This window comes from Stenotrophomonas sp. ATs4 (assembly GCF_051861585.1).
Classification (GTDB): Bacteria; Pseudomonadota; Gammaproteobacteria; order Xanthomonadales; family Xanthomonadaceae; genus Stenotrophomonas; species Stenotrophomonas maltophilia_AS.
In genome coordinates, this window is record NZ_JBLYPK010000001.1 from 364,817 (window position 1) to 383,717 (window position 18,901).

General features: G+C 67.3%; 18 protein-coding genes. 3 read left to right on the top strand and 15 right to left on the bottom strand.

Annotated features, from left to right (window positions below):
* Nucleotides 1–3 precede the first annotated feature (3 nt).
* The 9 genes from ABR323_RS01855 to ABR323_RS01895 all read right to left on the bottom strand — a co-directional run bounded on the left by ABR323_RS01855 (nt 4) and on the right by ABR323_RS01895 (nt 7,475).
* Nucleotides 4–495: a dihydrofolate reductase gene (locus tag ABR323_RS01855; RefSeq protein ID WP_439447983.1), complete on the bottom strand. Its 492-nt coding sequence runs from the start codon at nt 493–495 to the stop codon at nt 4–6.
* Between the two features lie 5 nt (nt 496–500).
* Nucleotides 501–1,295 (bottom strand): thymidylate synthase, encoded by a 795-nt coding sequence (locus tag ABR323_RS01860; RefSeq protein ID WP_135272366.1) that lies wholly within the window; start codon nt 1,293–1,295, stop codon nt 501–503.
* Entirely contained in the window at nt 1,292–2,179 is an 888-nt protein-coding gene (lgt, locus tag ABR323_RS01865; RefSeq protein ID WP_439447984.1) for a prolipoprotein diacylglyceryl transferase, read from the bottom strand. Before lgt ends, ABR323_RS01860 begins: the two co-directional genes overlap by 4 nt.
* A gap of 51 nt (nt 2,180–2,230) precedes the next feature.
* Nucleotides 2,231–2,725: a TPM domain-containing protein gene (locus ABR323_RS01870; protein ID WP_135272364.1), complete on the bottom strand. Its 495-nt coding sequence runs from the start codon at nt 2,723–2,725 to the stop codon at nt 2,231–2,233.
* Nucleotides 2,725–3,612, bottom strand: a complete 888-nt coding sequence (locus ABR323_RS01875) for a TPM domain-containing protein (RefSeq protein WP_439447985.1) — start codon at nt 3,610–3,612, stop codon at nt 2,725–2,727. The genes ABR323_RS01870 and ABR323_RS01875 overlap by 1 nt, the downstream gene beginning before the upstream one ends.
* Nucleotides 3,613–3,615: 3 nt before the next feature.
* On the bottom strand, nt 3,616–4,236 hold the full coding sequence (locus tag ABR323_RS01880; protein WP_439447986.1) for a LemA family protein: 621 nt from the start codon (nt 4,234–4,236) through the stop codon (nt 3,616–3,618).
* 565 nt (nt 4,237–4,801) lie between these two features.
* Nucleotides 4,802–5,962: an MFS transporter gene (locus ABR323_RS01885; protein ID WP_439447987.1), complete on the bottom strand. Its 1,161-nt coding sequence runs from the start codon at nt 5,960–5,962 to the stop codon at nt 4,802–4,804.
* Between the two features lie 335 nt (nt 5,963–6,297).
* Nucleotides 6,298–7,047 (bottom strand): TerC family protein, encoded by a 750-nt coding sequence (locus ABR323_RS01890; protein WP_135272360.1) that lies wholly within the window; start codon nt 7,045–7,047, stop codon nt 6,298–6,300.
* A gap of 32 nt (nt 7,048–7,079) precedes the next feature.
* A complete protein-coding gene (locus ABR323_RS01895; protein ID WP_135272359.1) occupies nt 7,080–7,475 on the bottom strand; it encodes a diacylglycerol kinase in 396 nt (131 codons plus the stop codon).
* A 211-nt stretch (nt 7,476–7,686) separates the two neighbouring features.
* Here ABR323_RS01895 and ABR323_RS01900 point away from each other — a divergent pair, with 211 nt between their 5' ends.
* Nucleotides 7,687–8,388 (top strand): SGNH/GDSL hydrolase family protein, encoded by a 702-nt coding sequence (locus tag ABR323_RS01900; RefSeq protein ID WP_439447988.1) that lies wholly within the window; start codon nt 7,687–7,689, stop codon nt 8,386–8,388.
* A gap of 324 nt (nt 8,389–8,712) precedes the next feature.
* On the opposite strand, the gene ABR323_RS01905 is transcribed toward ABR323_RS01900, so the two are convergent.
* The 3 genes from ABR323_RS01905 to ABR323_RS01915 all read right to left on the bottom strand — a co-directional run bounded on the left by ABR323_RS01905 (nt 8,713) and on the right by ABR323_RS01915 (nt 11,586).
* Nucleotides 8,713–9,984 carry a sensor histidine kinase gene (locus ABR323_RS01905; RefSeq protein ID WP_135272357.1) on the bottom strand — a complete coding sequence of 424 codons (1,272 nt, stop codon included), beginning with the start codon at nt 9,982–9,984 and terminating at the stop codon, nt 8,713–8,715.
* A gap of 156 nt (nt 9,985–10,140) precedes the next feature.
* Nucleotides 10,141–10,854: a response regulator transcription factor gene (locus ABR323_RS01910; protein ID WP_002811889.1), complete on the bottom strand. Its 714-nt coding sequence runs from the start codon at nt 10,852–10,854 to the stop codon at nt 10,141–10,143.
* A gap of 87 nt (nt 10,855–10,941) precedes the next feature.
* The gene (locus ABR323_RS01915) at nt 10,942–11,586 is read right to left on the bottom strand and encodes an arylesterase (RefSeq protein ID WP_439447989.1); all 645 of its coding nucleotides are present in this window, start codon (nt 11,584–11,586) and stop codon (nt 10,942–10,944) included.
* A 75-nt stretch (nt 11,587–11,661) separates the two neighbouring features.
* On the opposite strand from ABR323_RS01915, the gene ABR323_RS01920 reads away from it, so the two are divergent.
* Both ABR323_RS01920 and ABR323_RS01925 read left to right on the top strand, forming a co-directional pair.
* Complete coding sequence (locus ABR323_RS01920; protein ID WP_135272355.1) at nt 11,662–12,309, top strand: ABC transporter ATP-binding protein; 648 nt, start codon at nt 11,662–11,664, stop codon at nt 12,307–12,309.
* Nucleotides 12,306–14,822 carry an ABC transporter permease gene (locus ABR323_RS01925; RefSeq protein ID WP_439447990.1) on the top strand — a complete coding sequence of 839 codons (2,517 nt, stop codon included), beginning with the start codon at nt 12,306–12,308 and terminating at the stop codon, nt 14,820–14,822. The genes ABR323_RS01920 and ABR323_RS01925 overlap by 4 nt, the downstream gene beginning before the upstream one ends.
* 203 nt (nt 14,823–15,025) lie before the next feature.
* Here ABR323_RS01925 and ABR323_RS01930 read toward each other — a convergent pair whose 3' ends face one another.
* The 3 genes from ABR323_RS01930 to ABR323_RS01940 form a co-directional block, all read right to left on the bottom strand.
* Nucleotides 15,026–15,961, bottom strand: coding sequence for a DUF6607 family protein (locus ABR323_RS01930; RefSeq protein ID WP_439447991.1), 936 nt, complete (start codon nt 15,959–15,961; stop codon nt 15,026–15,028).
* Nucleotides 15,962–16,034: 73 nt separating this feature from the next.
* On the bottom strand, nt 16,035–16,634 hold the full coding sequence (locus ABR323_RS01935) for a Hemin transport protein (RefSeq protein WP_439447992.1): 600 nt from the start codon (nt 16,632–16,634) through the stop codon (nt 16,035–16,037).
* A gap of 4 nt (nt 16,635–16,638) precedes the next feature.
* Nucleotides 16,639–18,882 (bottom strand): TonB-dependent hemoglobin/transferrin/lactoferrin family receptor, encoded by a 2,244-nt coding sequence (locus tag ABR323_RS01940; RefSeq protein ID WP_439447993.1) that lies wholly within the window; start codon nt 18,880–18,882, stop codon nt 16,639–16,641.
* Nucleotides 18,883–18,901: the final 19 nt, after the last annotated feature.

An 18,901-nucleotide genomic window follows, 5' to 3' on the forward strand; every position in this document is an offset into this window, starting at 1 on the left:
TCTTCAGCGGCGCACGTAATGCACGAAGCGGAACGCGTAGGCGTGGCGTTCGTCGGCCGGGTGCGGCTCGCTGCTCACTTCCCGCCAGTCCTGCACGTCCACTTCGGGGAAATGGGTATCGGCGGGCACTTCGGCATCCACCCAGGTCAGGTACAGATCGCTGGCCTGGTCCAGCAGCTGACGGAAGATCTCGCCGCCACCGATGATGCACAGCTCGCTGGCACCCTCGCCTTCGGCAATCGCCTTCGCCTCGTCCAGCGACGCCACCGCGCGCATGCCTTCGAACGGCACCTGGCCGCTGCGGGTCAGCACCAGGTTGGTCCGTCCTGGCAGCACGCGGCCGATCGACTCGGCCGTCTTGCGCCCCATCAGGATCGGCTTGCCCAGGGTGAGTGCCTTGAAGTGCTTGAAATCATCCGGCAGGTGCCAGGGCATGGCATTGCCCTGGCCGATACCCCGGTTGCGGTCCAGCGCCACGATCATCGACAGTTTCATCGCGCTCACACCGCCACCGGCGCCTTGATCGCCGGATGCGGATCGTAGCCATCGATGCGGATGTCGTCGAACTGGAAACCGAACAGATCGGTCACCTGCGGGTTCAACCACAGCGTCGGCAGCGCGCGCGGCTCACGCGACAGCTGCTCGCGCGCCTGCTCGAAGTGGTTCGAATACAGGTGCGCGTCGCCCAGCGTATGCACGAAATCACCCACGCCCAGGCCGGTGGCCTGCGCCACCATGTGGGTCAGCAGCGCGTAGCTGGCGATGTTGAACGGCACGCCGAGGAAGATGTCGCCGCTGCGCTGGTAGAGCTGGCAGCTGAGCTTGCCGTCCACCACGTAGAACTGGAACAGGTTGTGGCACGGCATCAGCGCCATCTGCGAGAGCTCGCCCACGTTCCAGGCACTGACCACCAGCCGCCGTGAATCGGGGTTGCGCTTGATCTCGTCCACCAGCCACTGCATCTGGTCGATCTCGCGGCCATCGGCGGTGGCCCAGCTGCGCCACTGCTTGCCGTACACCGGGCCGAGGTCGCCGTTGTCGTCGGCCCACTCGTCCCAGATGCGTACCTGGTTGTCCTTCAGGTAACCGATGTTGGTGTCGCCCTTCAGGAACCACAGCAGCTCATGGATGATCGAGCGCAGGTGCAGTTTCTTGGTGGTGACCAGCGGGAAGCCTTCGGCCAGGTTGAAACGCATCTGCCAGCCGAACACGCTGCGGGTGCCGGTGCCGGTTCGGTCGCTCTTCTCCGCGCCGTGCTCAAGCACGTGCGAGAGCAGGTCCAGGTAAGCCTTCATGCCTTGCCCTCGACAGCCACCGGCAGCTGCGGCTGCAGCACCGGCGCGCGGCGCGACATCACCAGCAGCACCAGGCCGAAGGCGATCAGCGGCAGGCTGAGGATCTGGCCGCGCGTCAGCCAGTCGAAGGCTACGTAGACGCCGTTGTCGGGCATGCGCACGAACTCCACCGCGAAGCGGAACAGGCCGTACATCAGCGCGAACAGGCCACCCACCAGATAGCGGTGACGCGGCTTGGCCGACACGGCCCACAGCACGATGAACATCACCAGGCCTTCCAGCAGCGCTTCATACAGCTGCGAGGGATGGCGTGCGAACTGGTTCAACGCGCCGCTGGCGAACTGCGCCTGCAGCGTCGCGTGGTCCAGCTGGTTCAGCGGTGCCGGCAGGCCGGACGGGAACACCACGCCCCAGCTGCCGTCGGTGTACTTGCCCCACAGCTCGGCACCGATGAAGTTGCCGATGCGCCCGAAGCCCAGGCCCAGCGGCACCAGCGGCGCCATGAAGTCCATGGTGTCGAAGAAATGCAGCTTGTGCTTGCGCGACCACCACCAGCAGGCGGCAATCACGCCCAGCAGGCCGCCGTGGAAACTCATGCCGCCATCCCACACTTTGAACAGCAGCAGCGGGTTGTGCAGGAAATCGCCCAGCGCGTAGAACAGCATGTAGCCGATGCGCCCGCCCAGCACCACGCCGAGCATGGCGTAGAACAGCAGGTCGGAGAAGCCGTTGGCATCGACGCCCGGCAGGCGCCCATCGGCAATGCGCTTGCGGCCCAGCAGCCAGGCCGCAGTGAAGCCGAGCAGGTACATGATGCCGTACCAGTGCACCTTGATCGGCCCCAGCGAGAGGGCGATGGGGTCGATGTCGTGGAAATAGATCATGGAAGGTGCCTTGCGGTTGAACGTCTATTCTCGGGCCAGTGCCGCCCCGGCTCAACCAAGGATCTGCGGCGAGTTCGGCAACGCGTCATCGTTCGACCGCGTCGAGGCTGGAAAGTGCCCTTCCACCAGGCTCGAAACCTCGTCGATCGCATCGCGCAGGGCCCCCACCGGGTCGGCACCGCGCAGGCCCTCGCGCAGGTGGGTACAGACCCGCTGCCACTGCGCCGGGCTGACCCGGCCGTGCAGGCCCCGGTCGGCGACGATCTCGATGGCGTGGTCAGCCAGCAGCAGGTAGATCAGCACGCCGTTGTTGTGGGCCGTGTCCCAGGTACGCAGGCGCGCGAAGGCATGCTCGGCGGCCTGACGTGGGGTCACTTTGTGCCACAGCGCGTCCAGCGGCAGGTCGGCTTCGACCGCGAACATCACCTGTCCACCATGGCGCCGCTCACCGTCAGCGATGGCCTCGGTGATCGCCTGCAGCGTGGCCGGCGGGAATGCGCGCCGCACCGACGGTGAAAATACGTGGCGACACAGACGTTGGATCATCACCAGCCCCCCGAAGCACCGCCGCCGCCGGAGCGGCCACCGCCGCCCCCCCAGCCGCCACCGCCACCGAATCCACCGCCTCCACCGAAGCCGCCTCCCCCGCCCCAGCTGCCGCCGCCCCAGCCACCGCCGCCGGCAAAGCGCCCAGGGTGGCCGGAGAGCATGGCCACGATCAGGCCCACGATGCCCGCCAGGCCACTGGCCAGCAGGGTGGAGGTGAACAGGAAGGCCGCCAGCGCCGCACCCGCACCGCCGAGCAGGCCACGCAACGGTCGCGGCACGCGCGAGAACACCCCGCGCAGGATGCTGCCGGCGAACACGCCGATGAACAGCGCCAGGAACCAGGCATCGCCACCGCCGTCGGGCTCGCGGCCACGCTGGCCGCTGACCGGCGCCGGCAGCGGTTCGCCGTCGATGATCTTCACCAGCACCGCCGTGGCGTCGGTGATGCCACCGGCATAGTCATTGGCGCGGAAGCGTGGCACCAGATACTCCTGGATGACCCGGTTGGCGATGGCATCGGGAATCGCGCCCTCCAGGCCGTAGCCCGGCTCGATGCGCACGCGGCGGTCGTCCTTGGCCACCACCAGCAATACGCCGTCATCCACACCCTTGCGGCCGATCTGCCACTGGTCGAAGACCCGCGTGGTGTACTGCGCGATGTCTTCCGGCTGGGTGCTGGGCACCACCAGCACCTGCAGCTGGCTGCCCTTGCGCTGCTGCAGGTCCAGCGCCTGCTGCACCAGCGCCTGCTGCTGCGCGGCATCCAGCGTGCCAGTGGTATCGACCACCGGCGAATCCAGCGCTGGAATCGGCGCCAGCTGCTGCGCCTGCGACGCCAGCGGCAGCCACAGCAGCAGGGCCAGCAACGCAGTGGCCAGGCGCATCGGTCAGTGGCCCGGCTGCGGTGCCGGCTGCTGCTGCGGCGCGGTGCCGAAATCAACCGCCGGCGCGTTGGAGATCTGTGCTTCGTTTTCCACGCTGAAATTGGGCTTGGGCTGATAGCCGAAGATCTTTGCGGTGATCAGCTGCGGGAACGAACGGATGTAGGTGTTGTAGTCCTGCACCTGCTGGATGTAGCGGCCGCGGGCGACGGTGATGCGGTTTTCGGTGCCTTCGAGCTGCGCCTGCAGATCGCGGAAGTTCTGGTCGGACTTGAGCACCGGATAGTTCTCGGTCACCACCAGCAGGCGTGACAGCGCGCTGCCGAGTTCGCCCTGGGCCTGCTGGAACTGCTTGAGCGAGGCTTCGTCGTCGGCGTTGACGTTGATCTGGCCGACGCGCGAGCGCGCGTTGGTGACTTCGGTCAGCACGCGCTCTTCCTGGCTGGCGAAGCCCTTCACGGTCTGCACCAGGTTGGGCACCAGATCGGCGCGGCGCTTGTACTGGTTGAGCACTTCGGACCAGCTGGCCTTGACCGCTTCATCCTTCTGCTGGATGGCGTTGTAGCCACAGCCTGAGAGCAGTGAGGCCAGCAGCATCAAGGGCAGGACACGGGTGAACAGGCGCATGGCGGAGGTTCCGGGTGGGCTTGGCGCCGAGCATGCCATGGTTCGGGTGAAAGACCGGCCATCGGGCGCCGCCCCCTCCGCGGTGGTTGGCGAGGAAGCGTTATCGGGGTCGGCCGGGAGGTTGGGTTGGCTGGGGGGCGCTGCAAGTACATCCATGTAAGCTCGATCGCCGCATCCATGCGGCTCACGCCCCCAGCCAACCCAACCTCCCGGCCACAGACAATTTCCTGCGCACCGCGGGAAGATCAAAAGAAAAATCAAAATCAAAAGCCGGTTCTTCAGGCATTCGTGTCGACCAAGGTCGACACCTACCAAAGCAGAACGCCGTTCCGACCGATCGCGGCAATCTGTCGGAGGTGGGGCGGTGTGGGTTGGCAGGACCGTTGGCGCCATGGAGGGCGCCATCGAGCCCCCATGGATGGGTTCACGGCGTGTCCTGCCAACCCACACCGCCCCGCCCAACCCTCAGAAAACCAGCGCCGGCTGTTGCGGTTGCTGTTGCTTCGGCGGTTGCCCTCGCCTTTAGCGGGTGCAGGGCTGCAAGCCCTGCCGGAAACCCTCCCCCTCAGCAAACCTCAGCCACCGCAGTGCGAGGACGCCCCAACCACGCCAGCAGCAACCCCGCGGCCGCCAACAGGCCACCGGCCACCGGAATCGCCGCGTAACCCAGCCCCGAACTGATCACCGCACCACCCAGCGCCGCACCCACCGCATTGCCCAGGTTGAATGCACCCACGTTGATCGACGACGCCAGCCCCGGCGCCTCGCTTGCCGCCTGCATCACCCGGATCTGCAGCGGCGGCACGATGGCGAAGGTCGCCGCGCCGAACAACAGCACGCCCAGCGCCGCGGTGGCCTGATGCATGAAGGCCAGCGGCAGCACGAACATCAGTGCGGCCAGCACCGCCAGCAGGATGCGGGTGGCGCCATCGAGCGACCAGTCGGCCATGCGCCCGCCGATGCCGTTGCCAAAAGTGAAACCGATGCCGATCAGGGCCAGCGACATCGCGATGAACGCATTGGAGGCACCGGTCAGTTCGGTCAGCACCGGCGCCACGTAGGTGTAGAGGGTGAACATCGCGCCCGCACCAAGCACGGTGGTGGCCATCGCCAGCAGCACCTGCGGCTGCAGGATCGCCTTCAGTTCACGGCGCACGTCCGGGCGCGGCCCCGGAGCGGACGCGGGCAACGCCATCGCCAACGCGATGATGGCGACCACGCCCAGCACCGCGGTGCCGGCGAAGGACAGGCGCCAACCCAGCTGCTGGCCGACCCAGGTGGCCAGCGGCACGCCACCGATATTGGCGATGGTCAGGCCCATGAACATGGTCGCCACGGCGGCGGCCTGCTTTTCCTTCGGTACCAGGCTGGCGGCGACCACCGCACCGATGCCGAAGAACGCACCGTGATTGAGGCTGGTGACCAGACGCGACAGCAACAGCAGGCCGTAGTTCGGGGCCAGCGCGGACAACAGATTGCCGACGACGAAGATCGACATCAGCAGCATCAGCGCGGTGCGCTTGCCGAAGCGGCCCATCAGCAGGGTCATCACCGGTGCCCCCAGCATCACGCCGACGGCGTAGGCGGTGATCAGCATTCCGGCGGTGGGAATGCCCACGCCAACGCCGTCGGCGATGACCGGCAGCAGGCCCATCGGGGCGAATTCGGTGGTGCCGATGGCGAAGGCGCCGACGGCAAGGGCCAACAAGGCGGCTCTGGCGTTCATGGGGTCATCCTGCATGGGGCAGGTTCTGGAAAAGAGCGCGTAGCCTGCGCGCTTTGCCGGCCAGGATTAAGCCTCGCCCCGGGAAAACACTGTTGATCTCAATTCACAGTTGGCGGGAACCGCCCCGCCGGGCATGGCCCGGCGCTACCAGACCACGCCACGAACGGGAGCGCCGGGCCATGCCCGGCGGGCGCAGCGGCCCCCCGCACGGTAGCGCCGGGCCATGCCCGGCGGGACAGCGGCCCCCCGCACGGTAGCGCCGGGCCATGCCCGGCGAGCGCAGTGGCCCCGAAACGAAGAACCCCCGGCAGGGCCGGGGGTTCGGGGTGACGCGCTTACCAGTCGCCGGCACCCGGCACGTGGTGCTCGCGTGCGCGGCGGCGCATCAGCAGGTTCAGCCATTCCACCAGCACCGAGAAACCCATCGCAGCGTAGATGTACGGCTTGGGCACGTGCACGTCCAGGCCATCCAGGATCAGCACCGCACCGATCAGCAGGATGAAGGCCAGGGCCAGCATCTTCACGGTGGGGTTGGCGTCGATGAAGCGGCCCAGCGGGTTGGCGGCCAGCAGCATCACCGCCACCGACAGCAGGATCGCGGCGACCATCACCGGCACGTGATCGGCGATGCCGACTGCGGTGATCACCGAGTCCAGTGAGAACACGATGTCGATGATTGCGATCTGCGCGATCACATAGCCGAACACCGCCGAGGTCTTGGTGGTGGTCGGGTCTTCATCCTCGCCACCGGTGATCATTTCCTTGATCTCCATCCAACCCTTGATGATCAGGAACAGGCCACCGACGATCAGCACCAGGTCGCGGATGGAAATGCCCATGCCGGCCACGGTGAACAGGTTCGCCTGCATGTGCGCCAGGTACGCCAGCGATACCAGCAGGCCGATACGGGTGATGCAGGCCACCGCGATGCCGAGCCGACGCGCGAACGGGCGGCGGTGCTCGGGCAGCTTGCTGACGGCGATGGAGATGAACACCAGGTTGTCGATGCCGAGCACGATTTCCAGCGCGCTCAGCGTGAACAGGGTCAACCAGACATTCGGATCGGCAAGAAACTCAAGGGACATGGGAAGTCTTCAACAAGGGGGAGGAAGAAGGATCAGCCGGCGTTGGCCGGGAACAACCGCGGCACCAGTACCAGGCCCCAGCACAGCAGCACGTTCATCATCAACACGAACACCGCCGCCGAGCCCATGTCCTTGGCACGGCCGGCCAGCTCATGGATCTCGCTGCCATAGCGCTCGATCACCGCCTCGATGGCCGAGTTGGCCAGTTCCATCGCCAGCACCAGCAGCATCGAGCCGATCAGCAGCGCGCGTTCGACCGGTGTCTGGCCCAGCCAGACCGCGAGCGGGGCCAGCAGCACCAGCAGGTAGACCTCCAGCCGGAACGAGGACTCGTGCAGCCAGGCGGCGCGCAGACCCTGCCAGGACCAGCGGGCGGCCTGGAAGATGCGGCGCGGGCCGCGGGGCATGTGGCCGAACTGATCAGCCACGGGTGGAACATCCAGCAACAGGGGCGCGGCGCAGCGACCGCTCAGACGCACGGCAGGGAATCATGGGTGCACAGGGATAGGCAGATGCCGCCATTTTGCCACAAGGCCGCCAGCCGTACGCCGGGCGGCCCTGGCGAATGGCCTGCCTGGGGCAAGCCCGGGCCTGCCCCAGCTCCTATGATGGATGCCCCCTTCCCTGCTGGAGCGCCTGATGTCCCGTCGCCGTACCTGCCTGTTGACGCTGGGCCTGCTGACCGCCGCACCGCTGGCACAGGCCCTGAGCCCTGCCAAGCCGCCGCAGGTGCCCGAACAGGTCTCCAACGTCGCCTGGGCCGGCGACATGGCCCGCTTCGCCAGCGCCGACCAGGCCAGCCCTCCGCCACGGGGCGGCATCGAGTTCATCGGCAGTTCCTCGATCCGCATGTGGCAGAGCCTGGCGGCCGACTTCCCGGGCCAACCGGTGTTCAACCGTGGCTTCGGCGGCTCGGAAGTACGCGACAGCACCTGGTACGCCGACCGCATCGTGGTGCCGTATGCGCCGTGCAAGGTGTTCTTCTACGCCGGTGACAACGACCTCCACAGTGGCCGTAGTGCCGTGCAGGTGCGTGACGATGTGGTCGCTTTCGTTCAGCGCGTGCACCGAGATCTGCCGAAAACCAAGGTGGAATACCTGTCGATCAAGCCGAGCCCGTCGCGGGCGCATCTGTTGCCAGCGATCAACGAGGCCAACACGCTGATCAAGACCGCGCTGGCCAAGCTGCCCAACACCGGTTTCACCGACGTCTATACGCCGATGCTCGGCGCCGATGGCCAGCCGGACGCGACGCTGTTCCGCGAAGACATGCTGCACATGACCCCGGCCGGTTACGCGATCTGGACCAAGGCGCTGGCGCCGAAGGTCAACTGCAACTGAGCCCGGCGCTACCGCAACCCCATCCACGCATGGCGTGGATCTACTGCGGATCGCGGGAAACTGTCGAAGGCGGGGCGGTGTGGGTTTGCAGGACCGTTGGCGCCATGGATGGCGCCATCGAGCCCCCATGGGTGAGGGCGCTTTGCTTGCGAAGCACTGCTTCGCAAGCGCCCGAACGCACAGCCGCCAGCGGCTGGGCCGGACCCCGGAGGGGGGTTTACGGCGTGTCCTGCAAACCCACACCGCCCCGCCATTCCACGGAATGCCCGCTTTTGATGTTGATGTTGCCTCGGCGGGTGCCGGGCGCAGCCCGGCAAAAGCCATCTACCGGAACACCACCGTGGCTTCGGTGCCCTTGCCCGGCTCGCTGGCCAGGCTGACCTTCCAGCCGAAGCGGTCACACAACCGGCGCACGATCGACAGGCCCAGGCCGGTGCCCTGCGGGCGGCTGGGCTCGGCGCGGTAGAACGGCTCAAAGGCCCGCGACAGCGCCTCTGCCGACATGCCGATGCCGGTGTCGCGCACCACCACCCGGTCGTTGTACACATGCACGTCGATGCGCCCTTCGTCGGTGTAGCTGCAGGCGTTGCGCACCAGATTGCTGACCACCACCTGCAGCACCCGCGGCGGCGCATGCAGCTGCACCGGGCCGTCGCTGTGCAGGTGCACCGACACCGGGCGCGTACCCAGCAGCTCGTTGGCGTTGTCCACTTCATAGCGGACGATGTCGTTGACGTCGAACAGCTCGATCTGCGGCTCGACATCGGCCTCGCGGGCCAGGATCAGGAACGCATCGATCACCGCTTCCATGTCACGGCCAGCACGCTGGATGCGCTGCAGGCTGCGGCGCAGGCGCGGCTCCAGACTGTCATCGCCCAGTGCCATGTCGCTGGCCACCCGGATCACGGTCAGCGGCGTGCGCAGTTCGTGGCTGGCGTCGCGGGTGAAGTTGCGCTCGCGAGCCACGTGCGCGCTGACCCGGTTGGCCAGCGAATGCAGTGCCGCGGCCAGCTGGCGGGTCTCGCCCTGCATGTCCGCCGGCAGCTTGTTCGGCTCCAGATCGGCCGCCTCCGGGTGGCCCGGGTCCCAGCGCGAGACGCGGCGTGCCAGCCAGTTCACCGGCGACACCAGCCGCTTGGAGGCCCGATAGGTCACCCAGCTGGCGCCGTACACCGCCAGCAGGGTCAGCAGCACCGGCACGATGCCGAACCAGAACGCCAGCATCTCCGCGCGCGAGCGCAGGAACACCAGGTACAGGCGACCGGCCGGGCGCACATCGACCAGCACCAGCTGGTCGTCCCCGCGCAGCTCGTGGAAGCCCGGCTCCAGGTTGCGCAGGTTGGCCGGCAGCGACAACGCCGACTGCCCGCTTTCCAGCAGGTAGCCACGGATGTTCTGGGTGTTGGGCGGCGGCTGCACCGGCGAGGCCTCGTGCAGGGTCCAGAAGTACGCCGCTTCTTCGCGCAGGGCCGCGCCGACCAGGCTGTGCTTGATCACCAGTGATACCAGCCAGGCACCGAGCAGGATGCCCAGGCTGGCCAGCACTGCCTGCAGGATGAAAGCGATACGGATCTTGCGCGGCAGGCCGTGCGGCATTGCGGGGTCCCGGTCAGAGCGCTGCGATTATAGGCAGCGCACCGCGCCGTAGTCGTGGACGGGGGCTGACCGGCGGCGCTGCCGACCGGTCATCACCTGCCCGGGTGCGTGGCCATAGTCCGGCCACGCCTGTTCCTGCACCTGTGGTGGCCCTGCTCAGGCCATCGGCTGGGCGATATCGGCAATACGGTAACCGGCGCTCTGAACGGTGTGCAGCAGCGGGCGGTCGAACGGCTTGTCGATGATCTTGCGCAGGTTGTACAGATGGCTGCGCAGGGTGTCCGAATCCGGCAGCCCATTGCCCCAGATCTCGCGCTCGATCTCCTGGCGGGTGACCACGCGCGGCGATTCGCGCATCAGGATGGTCAGCAGGCGCAGGCCGATCGGCGACAGCTGCAGCTCGGTGCCGGCACGCGTAGCCCGCATGCTGACCGGATCGAGCACCAGGTCGGCGACCTTGAGCACTTCCGAACCGACCTGGCGACGTTCGCGACGGATCAGCGCACGCAGGCGTGCTTCCAGCTCCTGGATCGCGAACGGCTTGGTCAGATAGTCATCGGCACCAAAACCGAGGCCGGTGAGCTTGTCATCCAGCGTGTCGCGTGCCGTGAGCATCAGCACCGGGGTGGACTTGCGCGCATCGTTGCGCAGGCGACGGCACACTTCGATGCCATCCAGGCGCGGCAACATCAAGTCGAGCACCACGACGTCATAGCTGTTCTCCGCCGCAAGGCGGTAGCCATCCAGGCCGTCCTGTGCATAGTCGACTTCGAAGCCGCGACCTTCCAGGTATTCCCCGATCATCTCGGAGATGTTGCGGTTGTCTTCGACCACCAGCACCAAGCCGGAGGTCTCCTTCGTCTGACGCATGTGATTCCCTCTAACTTCAGCTTTGTGAAACATGCCGGATCGACGGTGGACGCGATGTGAAGTTCCGTCAAGAGGGATGTAAATCGTTCAGAGCAGGGGTCGCAGCAGTGGCCAGACGTTGTCCAGCACCTTCGGCTGCGCCTGCGCGGTCGGGTGCAGGCCGTCAGCCTGCATCATGCCCGGCTGCAGGGCCACGCCCTCCAACAGGAACGGCAGCAGCGGCACCTTGTACTGCGTGGCCAGCGCCTTGTAGGCCGCCGCCAGGCGCTGCCGGTAGGCCGGCCCGTAGTTGGGCGGCACGTCGATGCCCAGCAGCAGCACCTTGGCACCGGCCTTCTGGCTGGCCTGCACCATTTTTTCCAGATTGCCCTGCACCTGCGCCGGGGTCAGTCCACGCAGCGCGTCGTTGCCGCCCAGCGCGATCACCACCACGGTCGGCTTCTCCTTGGCCAGCAGGCCTGGCAGCCGGGTCAGCGCACCGGCGGTGGTCTCCCCGCTCATGCTGGCATTGACGATGCGTGCCGGTGTTTTCGACTGCTGCCTGACCCGCTGCTGCAGCAGGCTGACCCAGCCGGCGTCGGCAGGGATATTGTGGGCAGCGCTGAGACTGTCGCCGAGCACCAGCACGGTGCCCGCCGGACCTTTGGCACAGGCCAGCCCAGGCAGCAGCAGGAACGCTAGCAGCAGCACCATCATCGCGCCGGCTCGCCGGCTCCATCCCGTCTTGCACATTGGAGTCTCCTCATCGACAGCCTGTCCCCCCGCAGCGCGCCCGTCGCCATCGCCGTCGACCAGGTCGGCAAATCCGTGCAGGGCCCGGAGGGTGAAGTCCACATACTGGACAACATCACCCTGACCGTCCATGAAGGCACCAGCGCGGCCATCGTCGGCGCCTCCGGTTCCGGCAAGACCACCCTGCTCGGGCTGCTGGCCGGGCTGGACCTGCCCAGCCGCGGCGGCATTGCGCTGGCCGGCCAGGATCTGGCGGCACTGGATGAGGAAGCCCGCGCGCAGCTGCGCGCACGCGAGGTCGGTTTCGTCTTCCAGAGCTTCCACCTGCTGCCGGCGCTGACGGCCGCCGAAAACGTGGCGCTGCCACTGGAGCTGGCCGGGCGCGAGGACCGCGCGCGGGTGGACGAGGTACTGGCCCAGGTCGGCCTGGGCCATCGCGCGCGCCACTACCCGCGCCAGTTGTCTGGCGGCGAGCAGCAGCGCGTGGCGCTGGCACGTGCCTTCGTCACCCGCCCGCGCATCCTGTTCGCCGATGAGCCCACAGGTTCGCTGGACCAGGCTACCGGGCAGCACATCAGCGACCTGCTGTTCGAACTCAATGCCGGCAGCGGCACCACGTTGGTGCTGGTCACCCACGACCTGCGCCTGGCCCAGCGCTGCCAGTACATCCACCGCATCGACAACGGCCGGTTGCTGCCGGTCGAACGCGGAGCCCAGGCATGAACCTGTTGCGGCACGCGTGGCGCGCACTGCGCCGCGAGGCGCTGGCCGGCGACCTGCTGACCGTGTTCGCCGCGCTGGTACTGGGCGTGGCGGTGATGACCGCGGTCGGCACGCTGGTGAACCGGGTCAATCTGGCGCTGACTGGCAGCGCTGCGGAAATGCTCGGCGGCGACCTTGGCATCGCCGGACGCGATGACCCGCCGGCAGCCTTCGCCGAAGAAGCGCAACGTCGTGGCGTAGCACACACCCGCATCGCCAGCTTCGGCAGCGTGCTGTTCAACGGCGATGCCAGCCAGATGGCCAGCATCAAGGCAGTGCAGGCGGGCTATCCACTGCGTGGCACGCTGCGTGTGCGGGCCACACCCGGCGGCGCCCTGATCGCCGAGGCCGGCATGCCGCCCCAGGGCCAGGCCTATGCCGACCCGCGCCTGCTGCAGGGGCTGGGGCTGAAGGCCGGCGATGACCTCGAATTCGGCGCCGGCACGCTGCGTATCGCCGGCATCATCGATGCCGAGCCGGATGCCGGCGGCGACCTGCTCACACTGTCCCCCACCCTGCTGGTCAACCGCGCCGATGTGGAAGGCACCGGCCTGCTCGGCCCCGGCAGCCGCATCAACTACCGGCTGATGTTCGCCGGAGCAGCAGAACCGATCGCGGCACTTCGGCAATGGCTGCTGCCCCAGGTGAAGGGCCTGCGCCTGCTGAGCGTGGACGACACCCAGCGTGGCGTGCGCCAGGCCTTCGATCTGGCAGGGCGCTTCCTCGGCCTGAGCGCGCTGCTGGCGGTGCTGCTGGCCGGCGTGGCCACGGCACTGGCGGCCAACCGCTTCGCCCTGCGCCGCATCGACCAGGTGGCGATCCTGCGCTGCCTGGGCGCGCGCCAGCGCGACATCCTGTTCGGGCTGGCGCTGCAGCTGCTGATGCTGGCGGTACCCGCCTGCGCACTCGGCATCGCTTTGGGCATGGCCGCGCAGGAGGGACTGGTGCAGGTACTGGGCAGCCTGGTGCCGCAGCGTCTGCCGTTGCCGGACGCGATGCCTGCGCTGACCGGTGCAGGCATCGGCCTGTTGCTGCTGTTCGGCTTCGGCCTGCCGCCGCTGCTGCGCCTGCGCGGGGTGCCGCCGATGCGCGTGCTCAACCGTTCGTTCGCGGCCTTGCCCCCCGCCTCGTTGCTGGCCTATGTGGCGGCACTGGCGGCCAGCCTGGTGCTGGCGGTGCAGGTCACCGGCGACCTGAAACTGGCGCTGTGGGTGCTGGGTGGATTGGCCGCGCTGGCGGTGGCAGCCGGCGTGGTCGGTTTCGTCCTGCTTCAACTGCTGCGTGGCCTGCAGCACCGTCTGCATGGCAACTGGCGGTTGGGCCTTGCTGCACTCACGCGGCGTCGGATGCTGGCGGTGATGCAGCTGGTGGGCTTGTCGCTGTCGCTGTGCGCGCTGCTGTTGCTGGCGGTGACCGGTCCCGGCCTGCTGCAGCAATGGCGCGAGCGCCTGCCCGCGGATACACCGAACTATTTCCTGATCAACATCCAGCCCGAGCAGCGCGACAGCGTGCTGGCGGCGCTGCGCGGGCTGGGTGCCAACGACGCCAGCATCGAACCGATGGCCACCGGCCGCCTGATCGCGATCAACGGCAAGCCGCCGTTGCGCGTGGACCGAACGCCCGGACAGAACGGGCAACCAGCCCAGGGCGAAGGCCAGCGCGATGACGACGACGAGAACCGGCCGTTGAACTTCAGCTGGCGCAGCAGCTTCCCGCCGGCCAACACACTGGTCAACGGCACGTTCTGGAAGGCTGACAGCTCCATCGCCGAGGCATCGGTGGAAATCGGCTGGGCCAAGCGCTACGGCGTGTACCCCGGTGACCGCATCACCATTGCGGTGGGCGAACAGGAGCGCGAGTTCACTGTCACCAGTGTGCGCAAGGCCGACTGGAACACCTTCCGGCCGAACTTCTTCGTGTTGTTGAACCCGAATGCGGTGGGCGACACGCCGCACAACCTGCTGTCGGCGTTCCATTTGCCGGCCGGCAAGGCGGCCGGGCTGGGCGAACTGGTACGCGCACAACCGAACCTGTCGCTGCTGGACGTGGACGCGGTGATCTCGCAGGTGCGCGATGTGATGGAACGCGTTGCACAGGCGGTGCAGCTGGTGATGGTGTTCAGCCTGCTGGCCGGCGTGCTGGTACTACTGGCCGCGCTGCAGGCCACCGCCGGCGAGCGCCGCTACGACAGCGCGGTGCTGCGCACGCTGGGCGCGACCCGGCGCCAGCTGCGCGGCGCGGTGCTGGTGGAGTTTGGCGCACTGGGCACGCTGGCGGCGGTGCTGGCGGTGGGCGCGGCAGCTGCCATCGGTGTGGTGGTCTCGCAGAAGGTGTTCGAGCTGCCGCTGCTGCCGCCGTGGCCGGGCCTGCTGCTGGGCGGCGTAGTCGGCATCGGGTTGAGCCTGCTGGCGGGCTGGTGGGGTACGCGGGGGATCCTGCATACGCCGCCGGCACTGGCGCTGCGCGAGGCCTGACGCGGTCGTGTAGCAAAGGCATCCACGCATGGCGTGGATCTACTGCAGACATCCGTAAGCAGGGCCTGGTAGATCCTCGCCATGCGTGGATGCGGTGCCGAGCAAGCCCGGCACCCGCCAGAGCAGCGCACGTCCGCTAGATCCACGCCATACGTGCATGCGGTGCCGGGCAAGCCCGGCACCCACCAGGACCCAGGCCGCGATCAACCTTCCTTCGGCGCCTTTTCCACGTACTTGGCGAACACTTCGTCGATCTGCGTGTCCTTCACCTTCTTGCCGGACTGGATCTCTTCGGCCTGGGTGAACAGCGGAATGATCATCGCCATGCCGTCGATCTTGGTCTTCAGGTGCACGCCCGGGGCCTGGCCCAGGAAACCGTCCCAGCGCTGGCGCACCTTGGACCAGTAACCGGCAGTAGCCTTCCAGTAGTTGCGCGCCGGGGTGAAGTCGACCTCGGTGGTCTTCACGTAGTCGTTGAAGCCAAACTCGCGTGCGATCTCCACCTGGCTGCCATCGGCGTTGCGCTGCACCTTGGTGTTGAACTGTTCGTGGGTCCAGCCGTTCGGGGTCAGCGTGTGGCGGTTGACCACGGCCAGCGCGTTGTAGTCGCTGCGCTTGGTGTACTCACGGCGCGGCAGCGGGCGCCAGCTCAGGTCGCTGGTCCAGCTCGGCACGTTGTTGGTGTAAGTCCATGTGCCGGTGCCGCAGTAGCGCGGCGCGTCGCTCACTTCGTACACGCACTGGGTCCAGGCGCCCTGGTTCACCGCTGCCGGAATGCTGCGCACCCGCCAGGTCTGGTCGGCACTGAACTCGAAACGGTTCGGTGCTTCGTAGACCCAGTCCTGGCGCCAGTGCTTGGTGATGTGGCCGCTCTTTTCATCCAGCAGCAGGTGCTGCAGCACGATGCGCTTCGGCGTGTCCTCAACCACGATGACCACTTCGCTGCCGCCGCTGCGCATCGCCGGTGCTCGCTCGTAGCCCGGCTTCAGCAGCACGGTCTCGTCGAAGGCGAAGTCCACGGTGTACTCACCCTGCATGGCCAGGATGCTGTCGTGGTCACGGGCGATATCGGAGGGCTGCGCGCTGGCCACGCCGCTGGCGGCGAGCAGCAGCATGACGCTGGCTGTCTGGAGCTTCATCGGGGTCTTCCTTCGGGGTTGCAGATTCATTGAGAGGCCATCCGTGGCCAACGGGCGTTCCATCAGGAAAGGATCACAGGCGGATCAGTGGCAGATCGCCGGGGACACGCGGCGCCGGACGCCGGGCAGCGTCGGCACAGCAGCAGTCGTCGATCGCCAGCTCGCCCTCGGCGCTTTCCAGCCGCGCGATGCGGCGCGCAGTGGCCGCCCCCAGCGAGGACAGCGTGGACAGGCTGGCGGCCAGGGTGCGGCCGTCGTCGGCGGCATGCAGGCGCAGCGCGCACAGACGCCAGCGCTGTCCACCGAGATGGCCGGCCAGGCGCCGCCACAGACGCTCGCCAACGCTCGCCTCGCTGTCGTGTTCCGGGCCCGGCGGCAACGCGGCCACCAGCCGGTCCCAGGCCAGGAAGTCACTGTCCGGCAGCAGGTACAGGCGCCACACGCAGCGGCCGCGGCCATCGAGGAAGCACAGGCTTTCGCGCAGGCCCTCGCTGTCCACGCCCTGGCAGGCATGTACACGCACCGCCTGGCGCCAACCGCCCAGCTCGTTGCCGTCGGCGTGGTACAGGCACAACACGGTGCCGAGCGTGGCCAGCTGTGCCGGGGTCGGCCAGGCCGCGCTGTGCGGCGCGGCGATGGAGTCATTCCTGCGTGCGGACAGTGCTCGGCTCATGAGGTCACCAGGAAACGGCAAGGCTGGCGGAGAAGGTGCGGCCCGGGCTGCTGAAACGATCGCTCAGTGCGCGATTGCTGATCAGGCTCGGGGTGATCGACGACCATTCGATGTAACGCTTGTCGGCCAGGTTGAACACGCCGACATTGAAGGTGGCACCGGGTGCGAAATTCCAGTGCGCCATCAGGTCCAGCACGCCGTAGCCGGCCGGCTGGTAGACAAACGGTGCCGGCAGGTTCGGATTGGTCTGCGCAGCGGGCGGCGGCAGGCGCTTCTTGCGCTGTACGAAGGTGCCGGCCAGTTCGACGCCCCAGGTATCGGTGTCGTACATCAAGCCCAGCGTGCCACGCAACGGATCGACCGAGGCCAACGGTTCGTCATCGGTCCGGTTGTCACCACGCGACCACGCCAACGCACTGCGCAGCGCCCAGCCCTTCAGCGCCGGGCTGAGTTCACCGAACTCGATGCCCGCCTTCATTTCCGCGCCGTAGATCCGCGCGTCGGCGATGTTCTGCGACTGGAACACGGTCAATCCCTGCGCGTTGAGGCCTGTATCGACGTTGGACTGGATGAAATCCTTGTAGTCGTTGTAGTAGCCGCTGACGCTGACGTACGCCGCCGGCGCGATGAAGCGCAGGCCCAGTTCGTAGCCGTCGCTGGTTTCCGGCTTCAGGTCCGGATTGGCGATAGCGGTATAGCGGAAGGCGACATTGGTCAGGCCGATGTTGACGTCGTTGTACGGCGGCGAACGGAAGCCACGCGCATAACCGGCGAACAGCGACCATTCGTCGGTGAAGCGCCAGACCATGCCCAGCTTCGGCGACACGCTGGTCTTCTTCAGCTGCGCCACAGCCGTGGTCGGATTGTCTTCGGCGAAGATGCTGTCCACTTCCGGCTTCAGCTCGTAACGGTCCACGCGCACGCCCGGCACCAGCGACAGCCTGCCATCGGCAAAGCGCATCTCATCCTGCGCATACAGGCCCAGCTCGGTGGTCTTGCTGATCGGGAAGTCGCGCACCGGGAAGGTGTCCGGCAGCACCGTGTTGCTGACCACGCCAGCCTTGCTGACCTGATAGCCGTCGCGCTTCTGGCGGATCTCGGTACGGGTGCCTTCGAAGCCGTAAGTCAGCGCATGCTCGACGCTGCCCGTGCTGAAAGCTTTGTTGAACTGCGCCTGCAGGCCATAGGCATGCTGGTCGAAGGAGAACACGCGGTGGCGGCGGGTGCCATCGGTGCGGGTCTCGTCGGTCTGCTGACGGGTTTCGCTGTTCTGCGCGTACACCTGCCAATGCAGGCTGTCGGCGAACGGCTGGTCCAGCGCATCCATCTCGTGGGCGAAGGACACGCGGTTGCGCTTCTGGGTGTCGTGGGACTTCATGCCGGTGGCGGCGGCAAGTGCGCGCGGAGGCGGCGCAACGCTGGCGATCGCCGACAGCACATTGGTATCGGTGGTGTCTTCGTTGCCTTCCACGGTCAAGCGGAAACGCTGGTCTTCGCTCGGTGCATAGACCAGCTTGCTGAGCAGGCTGCGGCCGTCGCGATCCTGCGGATTGGACGCGGTGCGGGTGTCGTTGTCGCTGCGCACCGTGCCCTTGTTGTCCGTTTCCTGGCCCTGGTGGTGGTTGACGTTGACCAGGCCGCTCCAGTGGTCGCCACCAAAGGCGGCGGTGGCACCGCCGAGCAGGCCCTTCCACTCACCGTCGTAGCCGAACTTCAGGCCGAAGTAGCTGTTCTTGCCGTCCTTGAGGTAGTCGGCCGGGTCCTTGGTGACGAAGGCGACCACGCCGCCGAGTGCATCGGAGCCATACAACGAACTGGCCGGGCCACGCACGATCTCCACCCGCTTGAGCGTGTCGAGGTCGGTGAAGTTGCGGTTGGAACTGGCGAACGAACCGATGTCGAACCGGGTCGGCATGACGATGCCGTCGGTCTGGATGCGTACACGGTTGCCGTCCAGGCCACGGATGCGGAAACCATCCAGGCCGAAGCGGGTCGCGCTGCGGGTGACCGACAGGCCCGGCTCGTAGCGCACCAGATCCTTGATGTCCTGCACCAGGTGCCGGTCCATCTGCTCACGGTCGATGACGTCCACGGTGGCCGCCACGTCGCTCACGGCCCGCTCGGTGCGAGTGGCGGTGACCTGCACCCGATCGAATTCGCGCGCATCGGGTGCGGCAGTGGCAGCAGCGTGGGCGGACAGCGGCAGTGCCATCCAGACGGCAAGGCAAAGGGCGGTATGGCGGGTCATCGGGCTCGTTCGGTCAGGC

Excerpts from the sequence above, each read along its gene's own strand:
- ABR323_RS01855 (WP_439447983.1), bottom strand. The coding sequence starts at position 495 with ATGAAACTGTCGATGATCGTGGCGCTGGACCGCAACCGGGGTATCGGC.
- ABR323_RS01860 (WP_135272366.1), bottom strand. The coding sequence starts at position 1,295 with ATGAAGGCTTACCTGGACCTGCTCTCGCACGTGCTTGAGCACGGCGCG.
- lgt (WP_439447984.1), bottom strand. The coding sequence starts at position 2,179 with ATGATCTATTTCCACGACATCGACCCCATCGCCCTCTCGCTGGGGCCG.
- ABR323_RS01870 (WP_135272364.1), bottom strand. The coding sequence starts at position 2,725 with ATGATCCAACGTCTGTGTCGCCACGTATTTTCACCGTCGGTGCGGCGC.
- ABR323_RS01875 (WP_439447985.1), bottom strand. The coding sequence starts at position 3,612 with ATGCGCCTGGCCACTGCGTTGCTGGCCCTGCTGCTGTGGCTGCCGCTG.
- ABR323_RS01880 (WP_439447986.1), bottom strand. The coding sequence starts at position 4,236 with ATGCGCCTGTTCACCCGTGTCCTGCCCTTGATGCTGCTGGCCTCACTG.
- ABR323_RS01885 (WP_439447987.1), bottom strand. The coding sequence starts at position 5,962 with ATGAACGCCAGAGCCGCCTTGTTGGCCCTTGCCGTCGGCGCCTTCGCC.
- ABR323_RS01890 (WP_135272360.1), bottom strand. The coding sequence starts at position 7,047 with ATGTCCCTTGAGTTTCTTGCCGATCCGAATGTCTGGTTGACCCTGTTC.
- ABR323_RS01900 (WP_439447988.1), top strand. The coding sequence starts at position 7,687 with ATGTCCCGTCGCCGTACCTGCCTGTTGACGCTGGGCCTGCTGACCGCC.
- ABR323_RS01905 (WP_135272357.1), bottom strand. The coding sequence starts at position 9,984 with ATGCCGCACGGCCTGCCGCGCAAGATCCGTATCGCTTTCATCCTGCAG.
- ABR323_RS01910 (WP_002811889.1), bottom strand. The coding sequence starts at position 10,854 with ATGCGTCAGACGAAGGAGACCTCCGGCTTGGTGCTGGTGGTCGAAGAC.
- ABR323_RS01915 (WP_439447989.1), bottom strand. The coding sequence starts at position 11,586 with ATGTGCAAGACGGGATGGAGCCGGCGAGCCGGCGCGATGATGGTGCTG.
- ABR323_RS01925 (WP_439447990.1), top strand. The coding sequence starts at position 12,306 with ATGAACCTGTTGCGGCACGCGTGGCGCGCACTGCGCCGCGAGGCGCTG.
- ABR323_RS01930 (WP_439447991.1), bottom strand. The coding sequence starts at position 15,961 with ATGAAGCTCCAGACAGCCAGCGTCATGCTGCTGCTCGCCGCCAGCGGC.
- ABR323_RS01935 (WP_439447992.1), bottom strand. The coding sequence starts at position 16,634 with ATGAGCCGAGCACTGTCCGCACGCAGGAATGACTCCATCGCCGCGCCG.
- ABR323_RS01940 (WP_439447993.1), bottom strand. The coding sequence starts at position 18,882 with ATGACCCGCCATACCGCCCTTTGCCTTGCCGTCTGGATGGCACTGCCG.